The sequence below is a fragment of the Winogradskyella vidalii genome (genome assembly GCF_013403955.1).
Lineage (GTDB): Bacteria > Bacteroidota > Bacteroidia > Flavobacteriales > Flavobacteriaceae > Winogradskyella > Winogradskyella vidalii.
In genome coordinates, this window is sequence record NZ_JABFDG010000002.1 from 281,248 (window position 1) to 296,285 (window position 15,038).

Here is a 15,038-nt window from a genome sequence, read left to right on the forward strand (position 1 = left end):
AAATGCATCATAAAATAGAAGTTGTTATAATGGCTGGCGGTAAAGGAAAACGTTTAATGCCTTTAACCAGAAATACACCCAAACCACTTTTAAAAATAGGAAACAAACCTATAATTGAGCACATTACAAATTATTTAGCTTCTTACGGTATTTCAAAAATACACATCACGACCAATTATCTAAGTGATCAAATTATTACCTACTTTAAAAACCATAACGAGCATCAAATTGAATTTAACTATATAAAAGAATCAAAATCATTAGGCACTATTGGTGCCTTAAAACTTGAAAGTTTTAAGAAAGATTATGTTTTAGTAATGAATGCCGATTTACTTACTAACATAAATTTTGAGCGAGTTTTTAATGTTTTCAAAGCTCAAGAAAGTGACGCTTTAATTGCAACGGTTCCTTACGATGTTGATATGCCTCACGACGTTGTAGAAATAGAAAATGGATTAGTAACGGAATTAAAAATTAATCATGCTTCTTGCTATAATTTGAATGCTGGTATTTATATGTTTAAAAAAGCGTGTTTAGAATATATTCCTAAAAACAGCTTTTTTGATGCTACAGATTTTATTAATTGCCTTTTAGAAAAGGGTAAAAAAATCACGAACTATTCAATTTCTGAGTACTGGTTAGATATCGGAAAGCCAGAGGATTTTAAAAAAGCACAGGAAGATATAAAAACACTTAAATTTTAGCTTATTGTATTGTGTTCTCTACAATAATGCTGAACCTAAAAAAGGACGATATTCTTTTTAAAACATTGACCATCTGTCGTATCTTTGCGCAGCTAAAAAATACAGTTCCTTTTTAATTTATTTTTAGAGCCTCTGTACTTTCAATTATCTTATGAATCATAAACAAGCATTAAAACACAATATTTTTAAATATATCACGCAATCTGCTGAAGAATTACAAGTAGAAAGTTACGTTATAGGTGGCTTTGTACGCGACTATCTTTTAGAACGTGGTGATGCTAAAGATATTGATGTTGTTGCTGTTGGAAGCGGCATAGAACTCGCTAAACAAGTGGCTAAAAACTTACCTAATCAGCCTAAAGTTCAAGTTTTTAAAACCTATGGTACAGCGATGTTGCGTTATGAAGACATAGAAATTGAATTTGTTGGTGCTCGAAAGGAGAGCTACAATGAAGACAGTAGAAACCCTATTGTAGAAAATGGCACATTAAAAGATGACCAAAACCGTAGAGACCTTACCATTAACGCCTTAGCAATAAGCTTAAACCAAAACAACTTTGGTGAACTTTTAGACCCATTTAATGGACTTAGTGATTTAGATAAAGGCATCATTCGTACTCCTTTAAATCCTGATATTACTTATAGCGATGATCCGTTGCGAATGATGCGTGCCATACGTTTTGCAACACAACTCAATTTCAAAATTGAAGCCACGTCTTTTAAAGCGATTACTGATAATAAAGAACGGATTAAAATTATTACTAAAGAACGTATTGTTGTAGAACTCCATAAAATTCTGGAAAGCAAAACACCATCTATTGGTTTTATCCTTTTAGAACAAACAGGACTTCTCGATTATATTTTACCAGAATTAACCGCCTTAAAGGGCATTGATGAAATAGAAGGCCAACGCCATAAAGATAATTTTTACCACACGCTAGAAGTCGTAGATAACATAGCAAAAACTACAGACAACTTATGGTTACGTTGGGCTGCATTGTTACATGATATTGGAAAAGCACCGACCAAAAAATTCCAAAAGAAAGTGGGCTGGACATTCCATGCACACGAATTTGTAGGCTCTAAAATGGTTTACAAACTCTTTAAACGTTTAAAAATGCCCCTGAATGACAAAATGAAATTTGTTCAGAAAATGGTTTTTATGAGTTCTCGCCCTATTGTTTTAGCGACCGATGTTACGGATGCTGCAGTAAGACGATTGGTTTTTGATGCTGGTGATTATGTAGACGATTTAATGACGCTTTGCGAAGCAGATATCACCACAAAAAACCCTAAAAAGTTTAAGAAATACCATAATAACTTTCAAAAAGTAAGAGCTAAAATTATTGAAGTAGAAGAACGTGATCAAGTTCGTAATTTTCAACCTCCTGTAACAGGTGAAGAAATAATGGAGACCTTCAATTTAAAACCCTCTAGAGAAATCGGTATAATTAAAGAAGCCATAAAAGAAGCGATTCTTGAAGGTGAGATTCCCAATGAACATGAAGCCGCTTTTGAATTGATGTTGAAAAAAGGGAAAGATTTAGGGCTGGAAGTTAGAAGTTAAAAGTTGGAAGTTGGAAGTTGGAAGTTTAATAAATTGATGTATTTATGACTAAACAGAGAAAAGAAAACAAAGCTGTTATTTACTGGCTACTAACGGGTTGTCTTTTAATTTTTATTATGGTGATTGTTGGTGGTATCACTAGACTTACCCATTCAGGATTATCCATCTCAAACTACAAATTGATTTCGGGTACTATTCCACCTATGAACGAGGTCGAATGGAAAGAGGCTTTTGAATTGTATAAACAATACCCCGAATACCAAAAACTACACAATCACTTCAATTTAGAAGAGTTTAAAGATATTTATTTCTGGGAATGGATTCACCGCGTTATCGGTCGTTTTATCGGTTTGGTATTTATCATTCCTTTTATTTATTTTTTAATTAAAAAACGACTTTCAAAATCAACTATCAATAAATCCTTAGTTCTATTGTTTTTAGGTGGTTTTCAAGGTTTTTTAGGTTGGTATATGGTAAAAAGCGGACTAGTTGATGAACCTAATGTGAGCCACTTTCGCTTAGCCGCACATTTGATTACCGCCTTTTTAACCTTTGCGTATACGTTTTGGGTGGCTTTAGATTTAATGTTTCCAGATAAAAAAGCGATTGATAAAAAATTCAGAAACTTTATTAGAATTGGATTTGCCGTTCTAATACTTCAAATTATTTATGGCGCTTTTGTAGCTGGTTTAGATGCCGGATGGATACACAACCATTGGCCATTTATGAACGAAGGCAAGTTTATGCACGAAACCGTATATATTGAACACAACCCAATATACCTCAACTTTATTGAAGGTAAAAGTGGCGTGCAATTTGTCCACAGAACATTAGCTTATGTGGTCGCCATTTTTATTCTTGCTATATGGTATAAGGCAAAACGTATGACAATGACATCGTTTCAAACTAGAGGGGTTAACTTACTTTTAATTATGGTTGGTGTACAGTTTTTATTAGGTGTGTTAACATTACTTATGGCTGTTCCTGTTTGGCTAGGTGTATTACATCAAGTTGGTGCGTTTATTTTATTGAGCGCTATGACTTTTACACTTCATCGTTTCAGTAAATAATAACTATTTTTTTTTAAGTAAACAGTATATTTTAAGTTATAAACAAGAGAAGTTTTAAGCACTTAAAGTTTGAATTTAGTTCTTGGAATTTAGCTTATAGAAACCGTACCTTTGCAACATAATTTTACAATATGATTTACAGATTTAGAGTTATCCTAGATAATGATACCGAAGACGATGTGTTTCGTGATTTAGAAATCCGAGAAGGTGACACTATGGAAGACCTTCATAATGTGATTACCCAATCTTTTGGGTTTGATGGTATGGAAATGGCTTCGTTTTATATGAGTGATGATCAATGGAACCAAGGTGAGGAAATCGCTATGATGGACATGAGCGAAACAGGTAACGAAGTAAAAATGATGAGTACAACCATATTAAAAGATATGGTACATGAAGCTTCTACACGACTTATCTATGTCTATGATTTTATGAATATGTGGACGTTTTATGTGGAATTAGGTGAAATTGTAGAAGAAGCTGAAGGTACTGACTATCCAAATTTAATGTTTGTTCATGGTCAAATCCCAGATCAAGCTCCGGAAAAAATATTTGAAGCTGAAGAAGACGAGGATGAATTTAATGAGTTTGACGATGATTTAGACTTAGACGATTATGACAACTTAAATTTTGATGAAAACTGGAATTAAAAATTTAAATTTTGAAACACTGTTAGCTTTCTAAAACCGTTTCAAGCTCACATCAACATAATTACGTTTTACAAAATCGAGTACACTTCTAAGTATGTCACCCATATTTTTACTCTTTTTAAAGTTAACATCCATGGTATATTTATAGATGTCTTTCTTTAGCATGTTAATATGCTCTGGTATAGAAATTTCATCGGCTTGCATACAGTCAATTAATTCATTAATCCGATCATTATAACTAATCATACGACGAGCAACAATAGAACGCTCTTCAACTTTATACTGATCAATGGAGGCACGTTGAATTTTGTCTCTTACTAATTCTACCATTTTTAAATTCTCTCTAAAAAACTGCGGCCTATAGATATTTAGTTTCCCTTCATAACTCTGTTGATCAAAATCTATAGCTCTAATCTTATAAACCACATGATCAAAATCGTGTGTAGGTACAATGACATAATTATAAGAACGCATATCGCCTAAAAGCCTAATCATACAACGTTCATTAAACTTCACAAACTCTTTAGCTATTTGTGATTTTTCAATTGGTGTACATTCTGGCAACTTTTCTTTCATAAAAACATCACCCGGAATACCTGCAATATGCTCTTCAATCAGCGTATTCTTATACACCAAAAAATTAAGATTATGTGGTGATAACATATGTTCTAATTCTAAACCATATACACGAGAAGCATCACCTTTTTTAATATAAAAATTAGTGTAGTTATCGTTCAAAATATTTCTAACCTTAACGCGGAAAGGCTTAGAATTTCCAAAGGTGCAAAAGTCAATAGAATCGACACTAAGATATTTAAAGATATGTTCATTTCCATCAGAAATAAGATCAGAATACACCCGTTTTAAAGCGAGATCAATCTCTTCGCGCTCAAAATCATTATAATATACTCGCACCCATAATGTATCTTCATCATTATCGTCGTAAACCACAATAGAACCTTGAAAACGCATTAAATCGTCATAAAAAATAGGCAATCTTGCGTTTCTATCGTACTTTTCGAGATACGAATGCAATTTGCTACTTATAGGGTACGATGGTTTTTTTTTTGAAATCTTTAAGTCTTCCATAATTCTAAATTCAAAACTAATTTACTACATTCTATTTTTATCTTGTAACAATATTATAATTAGTTCGTCTTATTTAATAACTAATCAATTTACATCTATTTTGGAACCAATCCTCACCATCAATAATCTCACCAAAAAATTCGGCTATTTAACCGCTGTAAAAAATTTAACGTTCACAATCAACAAGGGTAATGTTTATGGCATTTTAGGCCCTAATGGTAGTGGTAAATCTACAACTTTAGGTATCGTGCTCAATGTGGTGAATAAAACACAAGGTGATTTTCATTGGTTCGACGGCAATACTACAACGCACGACGCTTTAAAACATGTTGGTGCTATTATTGAACGTCCCAATTTTTATGCTTACATGACAGCCGAACAAAATCTAAAACTCGTCTGTAAAATAAAAGGGGTTAACCATAGCAAAATTGACGAAAAATTAGCAATTGTGGGGCTATTAGACCGAAAAAACCACAAATTCAGAACCTATTCTTTAGGGATGAAACAGCGTTTGGCTATTGCCTCTGCCCTACTCAATGATCCTGAAATTTTAATATTAGACGAACCAACCAATGGTTTAGACCCTCAAGGCATTCACCAAATACGTCAAATCATTAAAGATATTGCTGCAACAGGTACAACCATCCTCTTAGCATCGCACCTCTTAGATGAAGTTGAAAAAGTATGCACGCATGTTGTCGTATTGCGTAAAGGCGAAAAGCTGTATGCTGGCCGTGTGGATGAAATGATTAACAGTCATGGCTTTTTTGAATTAAAAGCTGATAAGCAAGATGAATTATTAGGTCTATTAGAAATGAGTTCTAATTTTGGTAAAGTAAAAATTGAAGGCGAATTAATCACCGCTTTTTTAGAAGAACCAATGTCTGCTTCTGAGTTCAATAAATTAATGTTTGAAAAAGGCATCATCTTATCGCACCTTGTTAAACGAAAAGAAAGTCTAGAAGAGCAATTCTTACAACTCACGGATAATCAAGCAAATTAATTCCTTACATCATACAGAGCGCGTCAAAGCACCTTAAATAAACAACCAACACAATACTATGTTACGTCTTTTACAACTCGAATTACAAAAACTTTGGCTCAATAAAGCCAGTAAAGTTTTAATAATTATATCGTTTATATTACCATTTACAGTTTTAATCCTTTCATCTATTAAGATTAACTTTTTTGGATTCTTCACTTTAGAACTGGGTGAATTAGGCATTTTTAATTTTCCTATTATCTGGCATATAACCACGTTTTTTGCAGCACAATTTAAATTTTTCTTTGCTATAGTTGTGGTTAGTATGGTTGGTAATGAATACAGTAACAAAACCCTGAAGCAAAACCTTATCGATGGCTTAAGCAAAAAGGAATTTATTCTTTCTAAATTCTATACCATTGTATTTTTCTCACTCTGTGCGACAATCTTAATTGGTCTAGCAACCTTACTAATCGGTTTATATTATTCTAGCCATACTGAAATCGCTATTATCTTTAGAGAAGTTAATTTTTTACTGGCTTATTTTGTGAAGTTAGTCGGCTTTTTTAGTTTGTGTTTATTCCTTGGCATGTTATTAAAACGCTCCGCTTTTGCCTTAGGCTTTCTGTTTCTACTTTTTGTATCAGAAAGTATTATTTACGGCATAATGAGGTGGAAACTCGCTAGTGAAACCGCTGACAGTATCCATGATTTTTTCCCGCTACAATCGATGTGGAATCTTATTAATCAACCGATTCAGCGTATTGTAATGACAAAATTTCCAGACAAAGCGGAAATGATGTACGATTTTGCTGTGCATTGGTATGAAATTGCTATCGTTTTAGGCTGGACAGCACTCTTTATATTTTTATCTTATCAATTATTAAAAAAGCGCGATTTATAATCATTTACTACGCATTACTTCGTAATGATTCAAACTAAATTTGGAAGTTTTTAAGTTCTAGTTGTTATCTTGTACACATTATAACACCCATGAATAAGTTATTTTTAATTTTAGTTTTATTATTCACTAATGCTCAGCTTGTTGCGCAAAACGAGGCTTCATTTTGGTATTTTGGAAATAACGCTGGACTGCGATTTGATTCTGAATCTGGTACAGCAACCGCAATTACCGACGGAGAATTAAGCACCTTAGAAGGTTGTACCTCTATTTCTGATGCAGACGGTAATTTACAGTTTTATTCCGATGGGCAAACCGTTTGGAATCGCAACCATCAAATCATGGCCAATGGTAATTATTTTGCAGGCACAGGACTGTTAGGTGATCCATCTAGCACGTCATCCGGACTTATAGTCCCAAAACCAAATGCCCCTGACAAATACTATCTTTTTACCGTAGATGAACCGCATCATGATAATGCTGCTGTATATCCTAATCAGTTTACGGGCACATATGATGGAGGCGGCACAGTACCTTCACAAGATGACGGCTATAATAATGGTTTCAATTATTCTTTAATAGATATGACTCTAAATGGAGGTTTAGGCGATGTAGATACCATTGAAAAAAATGTACATTTAATAACATATGACCCGCTTGTTCCGCTTGAAATTCAATATAAATCTTCAGAAAAAATTACAGCCGTTAGAGCAGAAGATTGTTCTTCTTTTTGGGTAATTACTCACTTTGGCGATACGTTTTACGCTTTTAAGATTGATGAAAATGGTGTTAATACAACACCAATCATTTCAACAGTTGGCCCTTATATTCCTATTGAAGGTTACCGACGAAATTCTTTAGGCTATATAAAATCATCGCCAGATGCTTCCAAACTAATTGCTGCTAATTTTGGTACGGCAATGGCTACTGGCGGAAATGCTGCTGGTAGTATAGACTTGTTTGATTTTAATAATGAAACGGGAGTTATTTCTAATCACCTCGAACTTTACGGTACTGAAAACAATAATAGTCCTTATGGTGTAGAATTCTCTGCTGAAAACCGAAAAGTTTATGCCACAATCAGCCAAGGACACGAAGGCGATGGCACGAGTCAAGTGTTACAGTGGGATTTAGAGAGTGCTGATATACCAAACTCACTTCAAATCATCCATTCTTCAAACCAAATAACAGCTGGTGCCTTACAATTAGGAATAGACAGGCGTATTTATAGAGCTCAATTGAGTTATAGTGGTAATACAACTATGTCAAAATATTTAGGTGTTATCAGCAACCCTGAAGCAGATGGTACGGCTGTTAACTATAATGAACAAGGTATTTTATTGGACATCGATGGCTCTAATCAGAATATTAGTAGAATTGGTTTGCCGCCTTTTATTCAATCGTTATTTAATTCTGAAATCGATATTATTCAAAACGGAATTAGCACCACGGAGCTTAAATTATGTACTAATGACAGCTATACTTTGCAAGCCGAAGACATTGTTGGTGCAGATTACGCTTGGACGTTGGATGGTTTACCTCTAACCGAAACCTCATCGCAATTATTAGTGGATACACCTGGATTTTATGAAGTCTACATTGAACCCAATAATGGGGAGTGCCCTATAGAAGGTAGTGCAGTTGTTGGCGTTTTTGATATTCCTGTTGCGCACCCACTTACCGACCTTAATGTTTGTGATGGTATGAATAATGACGGTTTTTACAGTTTTGATTTTACGGATAAAAACCCTGAAGCTTTATTAACACAAGACACTGAACAACTTAACGTACGCTATTTTGAAACCCAAGCTGATGCCGACGCTGGCATTAATCAAATTATGTTTCCTTATACTAATATTAGTAATCCTCAAACCATTTTTGTTCGTGTAGATAATAATGAAAACACCAATTGCTATGCAACAAATTCGTTTAACCTTGAAGTGTTCTCACAACCTGAAATAACGGTCTTAAATACCATAGAGTTTTGTGATAATGTTGGAAATTTAATGGATGGGATTGCTACGATAAACCTAGAAGACTTAATCCCTACAATTAGAGGTCAGCAAAATGAAAACGAAACAAGCATCTCCTTTCACAGCTCTCAAGATGATGCTGATAATAGTTTAGCGGCATTACCTTTAAATTATACCAATACCACAGCTTTTAACGAAACCATTTTTGTGAGAATTGAAAACAATTTAAGTCCAGATTGTTTCGCAACCGGAAGCTTCGAATTTATAGTAAACCCTATTCCTGTTGCAAATAACATCAGCATTATACAATGTGATGAAGATGGAATACCAGAAGGATTCACCACCTTTAACATTAATGAAAGTCTCGAAGAAATCACAGATATCAACAACAATTACGCGGTAGAATTTTATTTGTCGCAGGCTGATGCTGAAGCTCAAGAAAACCCAATAAATGGTGCTGCATTTCAAAATTTCTTCAATCCTCAAACCCTATATACTAGAGTAACCAATACTGACACAGGTTGTATTAATTTTAGTGAAATTTCTTTAGAAGTTAGTACAACGGCTTCAAACAACGCAAACTTACAATTATGTGATACGGACGGTATTGAAGATGGTTTTACAACCTTTAACCTTAACGAAGCTAATGCAACTGTTTTAGCTGGAGCTCCTACAAATTTAGATTTAGAGTATTATGAAACTTATGAAGATGCTTTGTTAGAAACCAATCCGCTTAGCACAACGTTTACTAACACCATAGCTTATAACCAAACGATTTATGGACGTGTAGAAAATGCCAACGCCTGTTATGGTATCAGTGAAATTGAACTCACTGTGTTTGCTTTACCAAATATTGAAACTGAATTTGAAACATTTTATTGTCTGAATTCTTTTCCTGAAACAATCCTAATAAACGGAGGTATTTTGGGAGATTCTGCAAGCAATTATTATTACGAATGGTCCACAGGCGAAAACACTTCTGAAATAGAAATTAACGCACCAGGCACTTATAACGTTAGAATCACCAACACTAACGGCTGCTTTAAAGACCAAACAATAACCGTTTTACCTTCAAATGCGGCTTCGATTACAACTATTGAAGTTGTTGATGCTTCACAGAATAATACCATAACCATTTTAGTCAGTGGAGAAGGCGACTATGAGTATGCTTTAGATACTAGTAATGGCATTTTCCAAAATAGTAATATTTTTACCAATGTAGAACCGGGTTTATATACGGTTTATGTTCGCGACAAAAACAATTGCGGTATTGTGGAAGATTTGGTTTCCGTGATTGGTTTCCCTAAGTTTTTTACGCCTAATGATGATACTTTTAATGATTTTTGGCAAGTTTATGGCATAACTGAAGAATTTCAAGCTAATTCTAGCATATTTATTTTTGACAGGTACGGCAAGCTTTTAAAAGAACTCAACCCACTAAGTCCAGGTTGGGATGGCACCTTTAATGGCGAAAAAATGCCCACTAACGATTACTGGTTTAAAGTCACTTTAGAAGACGGACGCACTTATACAAATCACTTTACATTAAAACGATAAACAAATCCCCAACCCTCACTTTGAAACTTATATATTCTCTTTTTTTTAGCTGTTTTTTTAGCCTTGCTGCAGTAGCGCAACAACCTAACGATTGTCAATTTGCAGTGACAGTTTGTGGAAATTCGAACTTTAGTTTGGATGTCAATGGTATAGGCACCCAAGAATTATCCAACTCTAACACCTGTGCTAGTCAAGAAAACAACAGTATTTGGCTAGAAGTTAACATAGCAACATCAGGGACCTTAGCGTTTACGTTGACGCCCAGCAGCTCTAGTATTACTGAAGATTATGATTTCTTTATTTTTGGCCCTGATGTAAACTGTGGAAATATCGGACAAGCCATTCGCTGCTCTACCACCAATCCTTCTGCAGCTAATCAAGGTAATAATTTAACTGGCTTAAATTCTACATCAACAGAAACCTCTGACGGTCCTGGAGCAAATGGGGATAGCTTTGTAAGCGCCATTAATGCACTTGCAGGTGAAAGCTACTATATTGTTATTGATAGACCCGTAGGGAATAGCCCTTTTTCTTTAGAATGGACAGGAACTGCTACGTTTCCTGAAGCTCCATCAAATCCGATAACAGCAAATACAATTTCAACAAGTTTACCTAGCATAGATGTTTGCGATTCAACCGCACCTTATGATGACAATATCACGGAGTTTGACTTCACAGATTTAACAGATGAAATTATTAATGGAGAATCTGACGTGGTGGTTACTTATCACACCTCTGAAAGTGATGCTAACATTAATGTGAATGCTTTAGGTACTATTTTCAATAATACAGCGAGTAATGAAACTATTTACATTAGAATCGAAAATTCAACTACTGAATGTTATATTATTAATGATGTAGACATTAATGTTTCCACACTCACCGATTTTAATACACCTACAGATTATAACCTTTGTGATGATGATTTAGATGGAGACGACCAAAATGGAATTTCAACCTTTGATTTTAATTTAAAATCACAAGAAATTATCGAGGGCTTTGCGGGCGCTAATTATGCCATTAGCTATCATTTAAGTCAAGCCAACGCCGAATCATCTACAGCTCCATTAGCTTTAAATTATAGAAATGTAGCACCTACTCCAACTGAAATATTTGTTAGAATTCAAGATTTAGATTCTGGTTGTATTGGTTTTACTGTATTTAATATCACTGTCGACCCAAAACCAATGGCAAATGATATTATACTGATACAATGTGATGAAGACGGTATTCCTGAAGGGTTCACAACCTTTAACCTTACCGAAATCTCTGATGACATCACTGGTGGAAATCCAGATTCTACTATTGCATATTACCTTTCACTGATTGATGCTGAAAATCAAAATAATCCTATTGATGCTAATGCGTTTCAAAATTTCTTCAGCCCACAAATCATATATACTAGAGTAACAAATCCTAGTACTGGATGTGTTAATTTTAGTGAAATTTCTTTAGAAGTTAGCACTACAGCTTCAAACAATGCAAGTTTACAATTATGTGACACTGACGGTATCGAAGATGGTTTTATGGAGTTTAATCTCACGGATGCCAATGATACCATATTAGCAGGTTCTCCTGCAGGATTAGATTTAATTTATTACGAAACATATCAAGACGCTTTAATTGAAAGCAATCCGCTTAGCACATCTTTTATCAATACTATTCCTTATAGTCAAACCATTTACGGTCGCGTAGAAAATGCTAATGCGTGTTATGGTATTAGTGAAATTGAATTAACGGTATTCGCTTTACCAAATATTGAAACAACCTTTGAAACACAGTATTGTCTTAACTTTTTTCCAGAGACAATGACACTTTATGGAGGCATTATCGATGACTTACCAAATAACTACTATTACGAATGGTCAACAGGTGAAGATACTTCAACCATAGAGGTTAGCGCTCCAGGAACTTACAGCGTTAGAGTTACAAATACCAATGGATGCTTTAAAGACCGGATAATAACGGTTTTACCTTCAAACCTTGCCACAGTTACCAATATTGAAATTGTTGATGCTACTCAGAATAATAGTATCACTATTTTTGTGAGTGGTGAAGGTGAATATGAATACGCACTCGATGATATCAATGGACCATATCAAGATGAGACAACGTTTAATAATGTAGAACCTGGACTTTATACGGTTTACATTAGAGATAAAAATAATTGTGGTATTGTTGAAAATTTAGTTTCAGTGATTGGTTTTCCTAAATTCTTTACGCCAAACAATGACGGTCCTAATGATTTTTGGCAAGTAAGCGGAATTTCTTCTGAATTTCAATCTAACACGTCTATACTTATTTTTAATCGCTATGGTAAACTTTTAAAAGAACTCAATCCTTTGAGTGTTGGTTGGGATGGCACCTATAAAGGTAAAAAAATGCCAACTAGCGATTATTGGTTTGAGGTCCGATTAGAAGACGGCAGAACGTTTAGAAGTCATTTTACATTAAAGCGATAAGTTAAAATATTGTATTTTAGTCCGAACAAGCGCATATTTTGAAAAGCACAATTGCCATATTAATTATAGTCCTGTTTAATTTACCACTTTCGTTGGAGGCACAAGACATTGAGTTGTTCCAACAATTTAACGGCCGCTATGACTATACAGCAATCGGCAATACACTTAATACTGGAGAAAATAATAACTCTAGTTTTTGCACCATTCTAGAAACCTCTAGTGCCACATTAAGTTTAGACCCCAATTATACCGTTATTAGCGCATATCTATATTGGGCTGGATCTGGACTTGGAGACACCGAAGTAACTTTAAACGGAACAGCGGTTACTGCAGATGACACTTACAATGTCTTTTTTGAAGACACCTATTATGGGGAACTAAGCTATTTCTCATCTTACGCAGACATCACAGCGCAAATTATAAATGAAGGTAATACTAGCTATCAATTTGCAGATGCAGATATCAACGCTAGTATTTTAGCTAATCCTGGCTATTGCTCAAATAGAACCAATTTTGGTGGCTGGAGTATCTATGTTATATATCAAGATGATAATCTTCCATTGAATCAAATTAGTCTATTTCAAGGCTTAGAAATCATCAATAGAAATGTACCCGAAATAGAAATGACACTAACCAATGTTAATGTGTTAGATAATGAGGGCGCTAGAATAGGATTTTTAGCTTGGGAAGGTGATAATACACTAAATTATGGCGAATCACTTTCAATTAATGATAACATTATTTCCAATCCACCATTAAATCTTGCCGATAATGCTTTTAACAGCACCAACAGCTTTACCAATTCAACAACTTTCTATAATGGCGATTTAGATGTTTATGATATAGAAAATAATATTGCTATTGGAGATACAGAAGTGTCTATAAAATTGACTACAGGAGGTTATGATATTTTTGGCACATTTCAAGCAGACCTTATTATTTTAAATAACATTATTACGGTTTTAAACAGCCAATTGCCTGATGCTACAATTACTATTACTAATTATGACGTGTATTGTGCTGATGACAACGTTGAACTATTTTATACTGTAAATAATTTTAACAGCACAGATGTATTACCATCAAATACACCGATTGCATTTTATAGTGAAGGCGTTTTAATTGGCCAAAGCACCACATTAAATACTATTAATATAGGTGCCAGTGAAAGTAACTCTATTATTTTAAATCTTTCAGAGGTTACAAGCTCAGATATAAACATCCTTGCTGTAATTGATGATGATGGTACCCAGAATGGTATAGTAACAGAAACAAACGAAAACAATAATAGCACAACAACTATTATTCAACTCCTCACAATTCCTGAAGCAACACGACTACCCGACCTAATAGGTTGTAATGAGGGCTTAGAAACCGCAACTTATAATTTGTTTGACGCCCTTGAAACTGTTGATTACAATGAAGAGGATGTAACTTTCTACACAAGCTTAGAAGATTTAGAATTAGGAACTAACTCAATATCAATTCCTGAAGATTATAATAATGTATTAAATCCTGAAACCATTTATACACGTATAGCGAGTCCGCCATGTTATGAGATATTTCAATTCAATTTAACCATAGAAAACTGCCCGCCATACATTCCTCAAGGTTTTTCGCCTAATAACGATACCAAAAACGATTGGTTTAATATTCAAGATTTATACGACATATTTACAGCACACGAATTGCAAATTTACAACCGCTATGGCGAACTTATTTTTGTGGGCAATAATGATATGCCTTGGAACGGCACCATAAATAAAGGGCTTAATAATATAGGAAATAAAGTTCCTATTGGCACCTATTATTATATTTTAAACTTGAATGACCCCAATTACAAACCTTTTGTCGGATGGGTATACGTCAACTATTAAATAGCGTTTGAAATTATTTTTCAGTCTAAAAACCTAGAAAATGCTAATTTTAATTCAAATTCCAAAAACCTATTGGTTTCAACTAAAAATGTAATCACTAAACATTAGTACCCAAACAAGTAGCTTAAGCCAAGGCTCGCTATTTATATTTAGGCGATTTTTCTTACCAAAATAAAAATAGCTTCATCTGTTAAAGTTTTATGCCA

10 protein-coding genes are annotated in these 15,038 nt (G+C 34.2%); 9 read left to right on the forward strand and 1 reads right to left on the reverse strand.

Features of this window, described 5'->3' with window-relative positions; translation table 11 throughout:
• The first annotated feature begins 2 nt into the window (after nt 1-2).
• The 4 genes from HM982_RS08080 to HM982_RS08095 all read left to right on the forward strand — a co-directional run bounded on the left by HM982_RS08080 (nt 3) and on the right by HM982_RS08095 (nt 3,991).
• A complete protein-coding gene (locus HM982_RS08080) occupies nt 3-704 on the forward strand; it encodes a sugar phosphate nucleotidyltransferase (RefSeq protein ID WP_179352637.1) in 702 nt (233 codons plus the stop codon).
• A 151-nt stretch (nt 705-855) separates the two neighbouring features.
• Entirely contained in the window at nt 856-2,271 is a 1,416-nt protein-coding gene (locus HM982_RS08085; protein WP_179352638.1) for a CCA tRNA nucleotidyltransferase, read from the forward strand.
• Between the two features lie 44 nt (nt 2,272-2,315).
• Nucleotides 2,316-3,341: a COX15/CtaA family protein gene (locus HM982_RS08090; protein WP_179352639.1), complete on the forward strand. Its 1,026-nt coding sequence runs from the start codon at nt 2,316-2,318 to the stop codon at nt 3,339-3,341.
• Nucleotides 3,342-3,472: 131 nt separating this feature from the next.
• A complete protein-coding gene (locus tag HM982_RS08095) occupies nt 3,473-3,991 on the forward strand; it encodes an IS1096 element passenger TnpR family protein (protein WP_179352640.1) in 519 nt (172 codons plus the stop codon).
• Nucleotides 3,992-4,021: 30 nt separating this feature from the next.
• Here HM982_RS08095 and HM982_RS08100 read toward each other — a convergent pair whose 3' ends face one another.
• Nucleotides 4,022-5,080, reverse strand: a complete 1,059-nt coding sequence (locus HM982_RS08100) for a hypothetical protein (RefSeq protein ID WP_179352641.1) — start codon at nt 5,078-5,080, stop codon at nt 4,022-4,024.
• A 100-nt stretch (nt 5,081-5,180) separates the two neighbouring features.
• Here HM982_RS08100 and HM982_RS08105 point away from each other — a divergent pair, with 100 nt between their 5' ends.
• The 5 genes from HM982_RS08105 to HM982_RS08125 all read left to right on the forward strand — a co-directional run bounded on the left by HM982_RS08105 (nt 5,181) and on the right by HM982_RS08125 (nt 14,832).
• Nucleotides 5,181-6,083 (forward strand): ABC transporter ATP-binding protein, encoded by a 903-nt coding sequence (locus HM982_RS08105; RefSeq protein WP_179352642.1) that lies wholly within the window; start codon nt 5,181-5,183, stop codon nt 6,081-6,083.
• A gap of 58 nt (nt 6,084-6,141) precedes the next feature.
• Nucleotides 6,142-6,966, forward strand: a complete 825-nt coding sequence (locus HM982_RS08110; RefSeq protein ID WP_179352643.1) for an ABC transporter permease subunit — start codon at nt 6,142-6,144, stop codon at nt 6,964-6,966.
• Between the two features lie 89 nt (nt 6,967-7,055).
• Nucleotides 7,056-10,493: a T9SS type B sorting domain-containing protein gene (locus tag HM982_RS08115; protein WP_179352644.1), complete on the forward strand. Its 3,438-nt coding sequence runs from the start codon at nt 7,056-7,058 to the stop codon at nt 10,491-10,493.
• Between the two features lie 20 nt (nt 10,494-10,513).
• Nucleotides 10,514-12,955, forward strand: coding sequence for a T9SS type B sorting domain-containing protein (locus tag HM982_RS08120; protein WP_179352645.1), 2,442 nt, complete (start codon nt 10,514-10,516; stop codon nt 12,953-12,955).
• A 38-nt stretch (nt 12,956-12,993) separates the two neighbouring features.
• Nucleotides 12,994-14,832, forward strand: coding sequence for a gliding motility-associated C-terminal domain-containing protein (locus HM982_RS08125; protein WP_179352646.1), 1,839 nt, complete (start codon nt 12,994-12,996; stop codon nt 14,830-14,832).
• Nucleotides 14,833-15,038: the final 206 nt, after the last annotated feature.

Bases quoted from the DNA above. Each gene is read 5' to 3' on its own strand.
- HM982_RS08080 (WP_179352637.1), top strand. From the start codon at position 3: ATGCATCATAAAATAGAAGTTGTTATAATGGCTGGCGGTAAAGGAAAA.
- HM982_RS08085 (WP_179352638.1), top strand. From the start codon at position 856: ATGAATCATAAACAAGCATTAAAACACAATATTTTTAAATATATCACG.
- HM982_RS08090 (WP_179352639.1), top strand. From the start codon at position 2,316: ATGACTAAACAGAGAAAAGAAAACAAAGCTGTTATTTACTGGCTACTA.
- HM982_RS08095 (WP_179352640.1), top strand. From the start codon at position 3,473: ATGATTTACAGATTTAGAGTTATCCTAGATAATGATACCGAAGACGAT.
- HM982_RS08100 (WP_179352641.1), bottom strand. From the start codon at position 5,080: ATGGAAGACTTAAAGATTTCAAAAAAAAAACCATCGTACCCTATAAGT.
- HM982_RS08110 (WP_179352643.1), top strand. From the start codon at position 6,142: ATGTTACGTCTTTTACAACTCGAATTACAAAAACTTTGGCTCAATAAA.
- HM982_RS08115 (WP_179352644.1), top strand. From the start codon at position 7,056: ATGAATAAGTTATTTTTAATTTTAGTTTTATTATTCACTAATGCTCAG.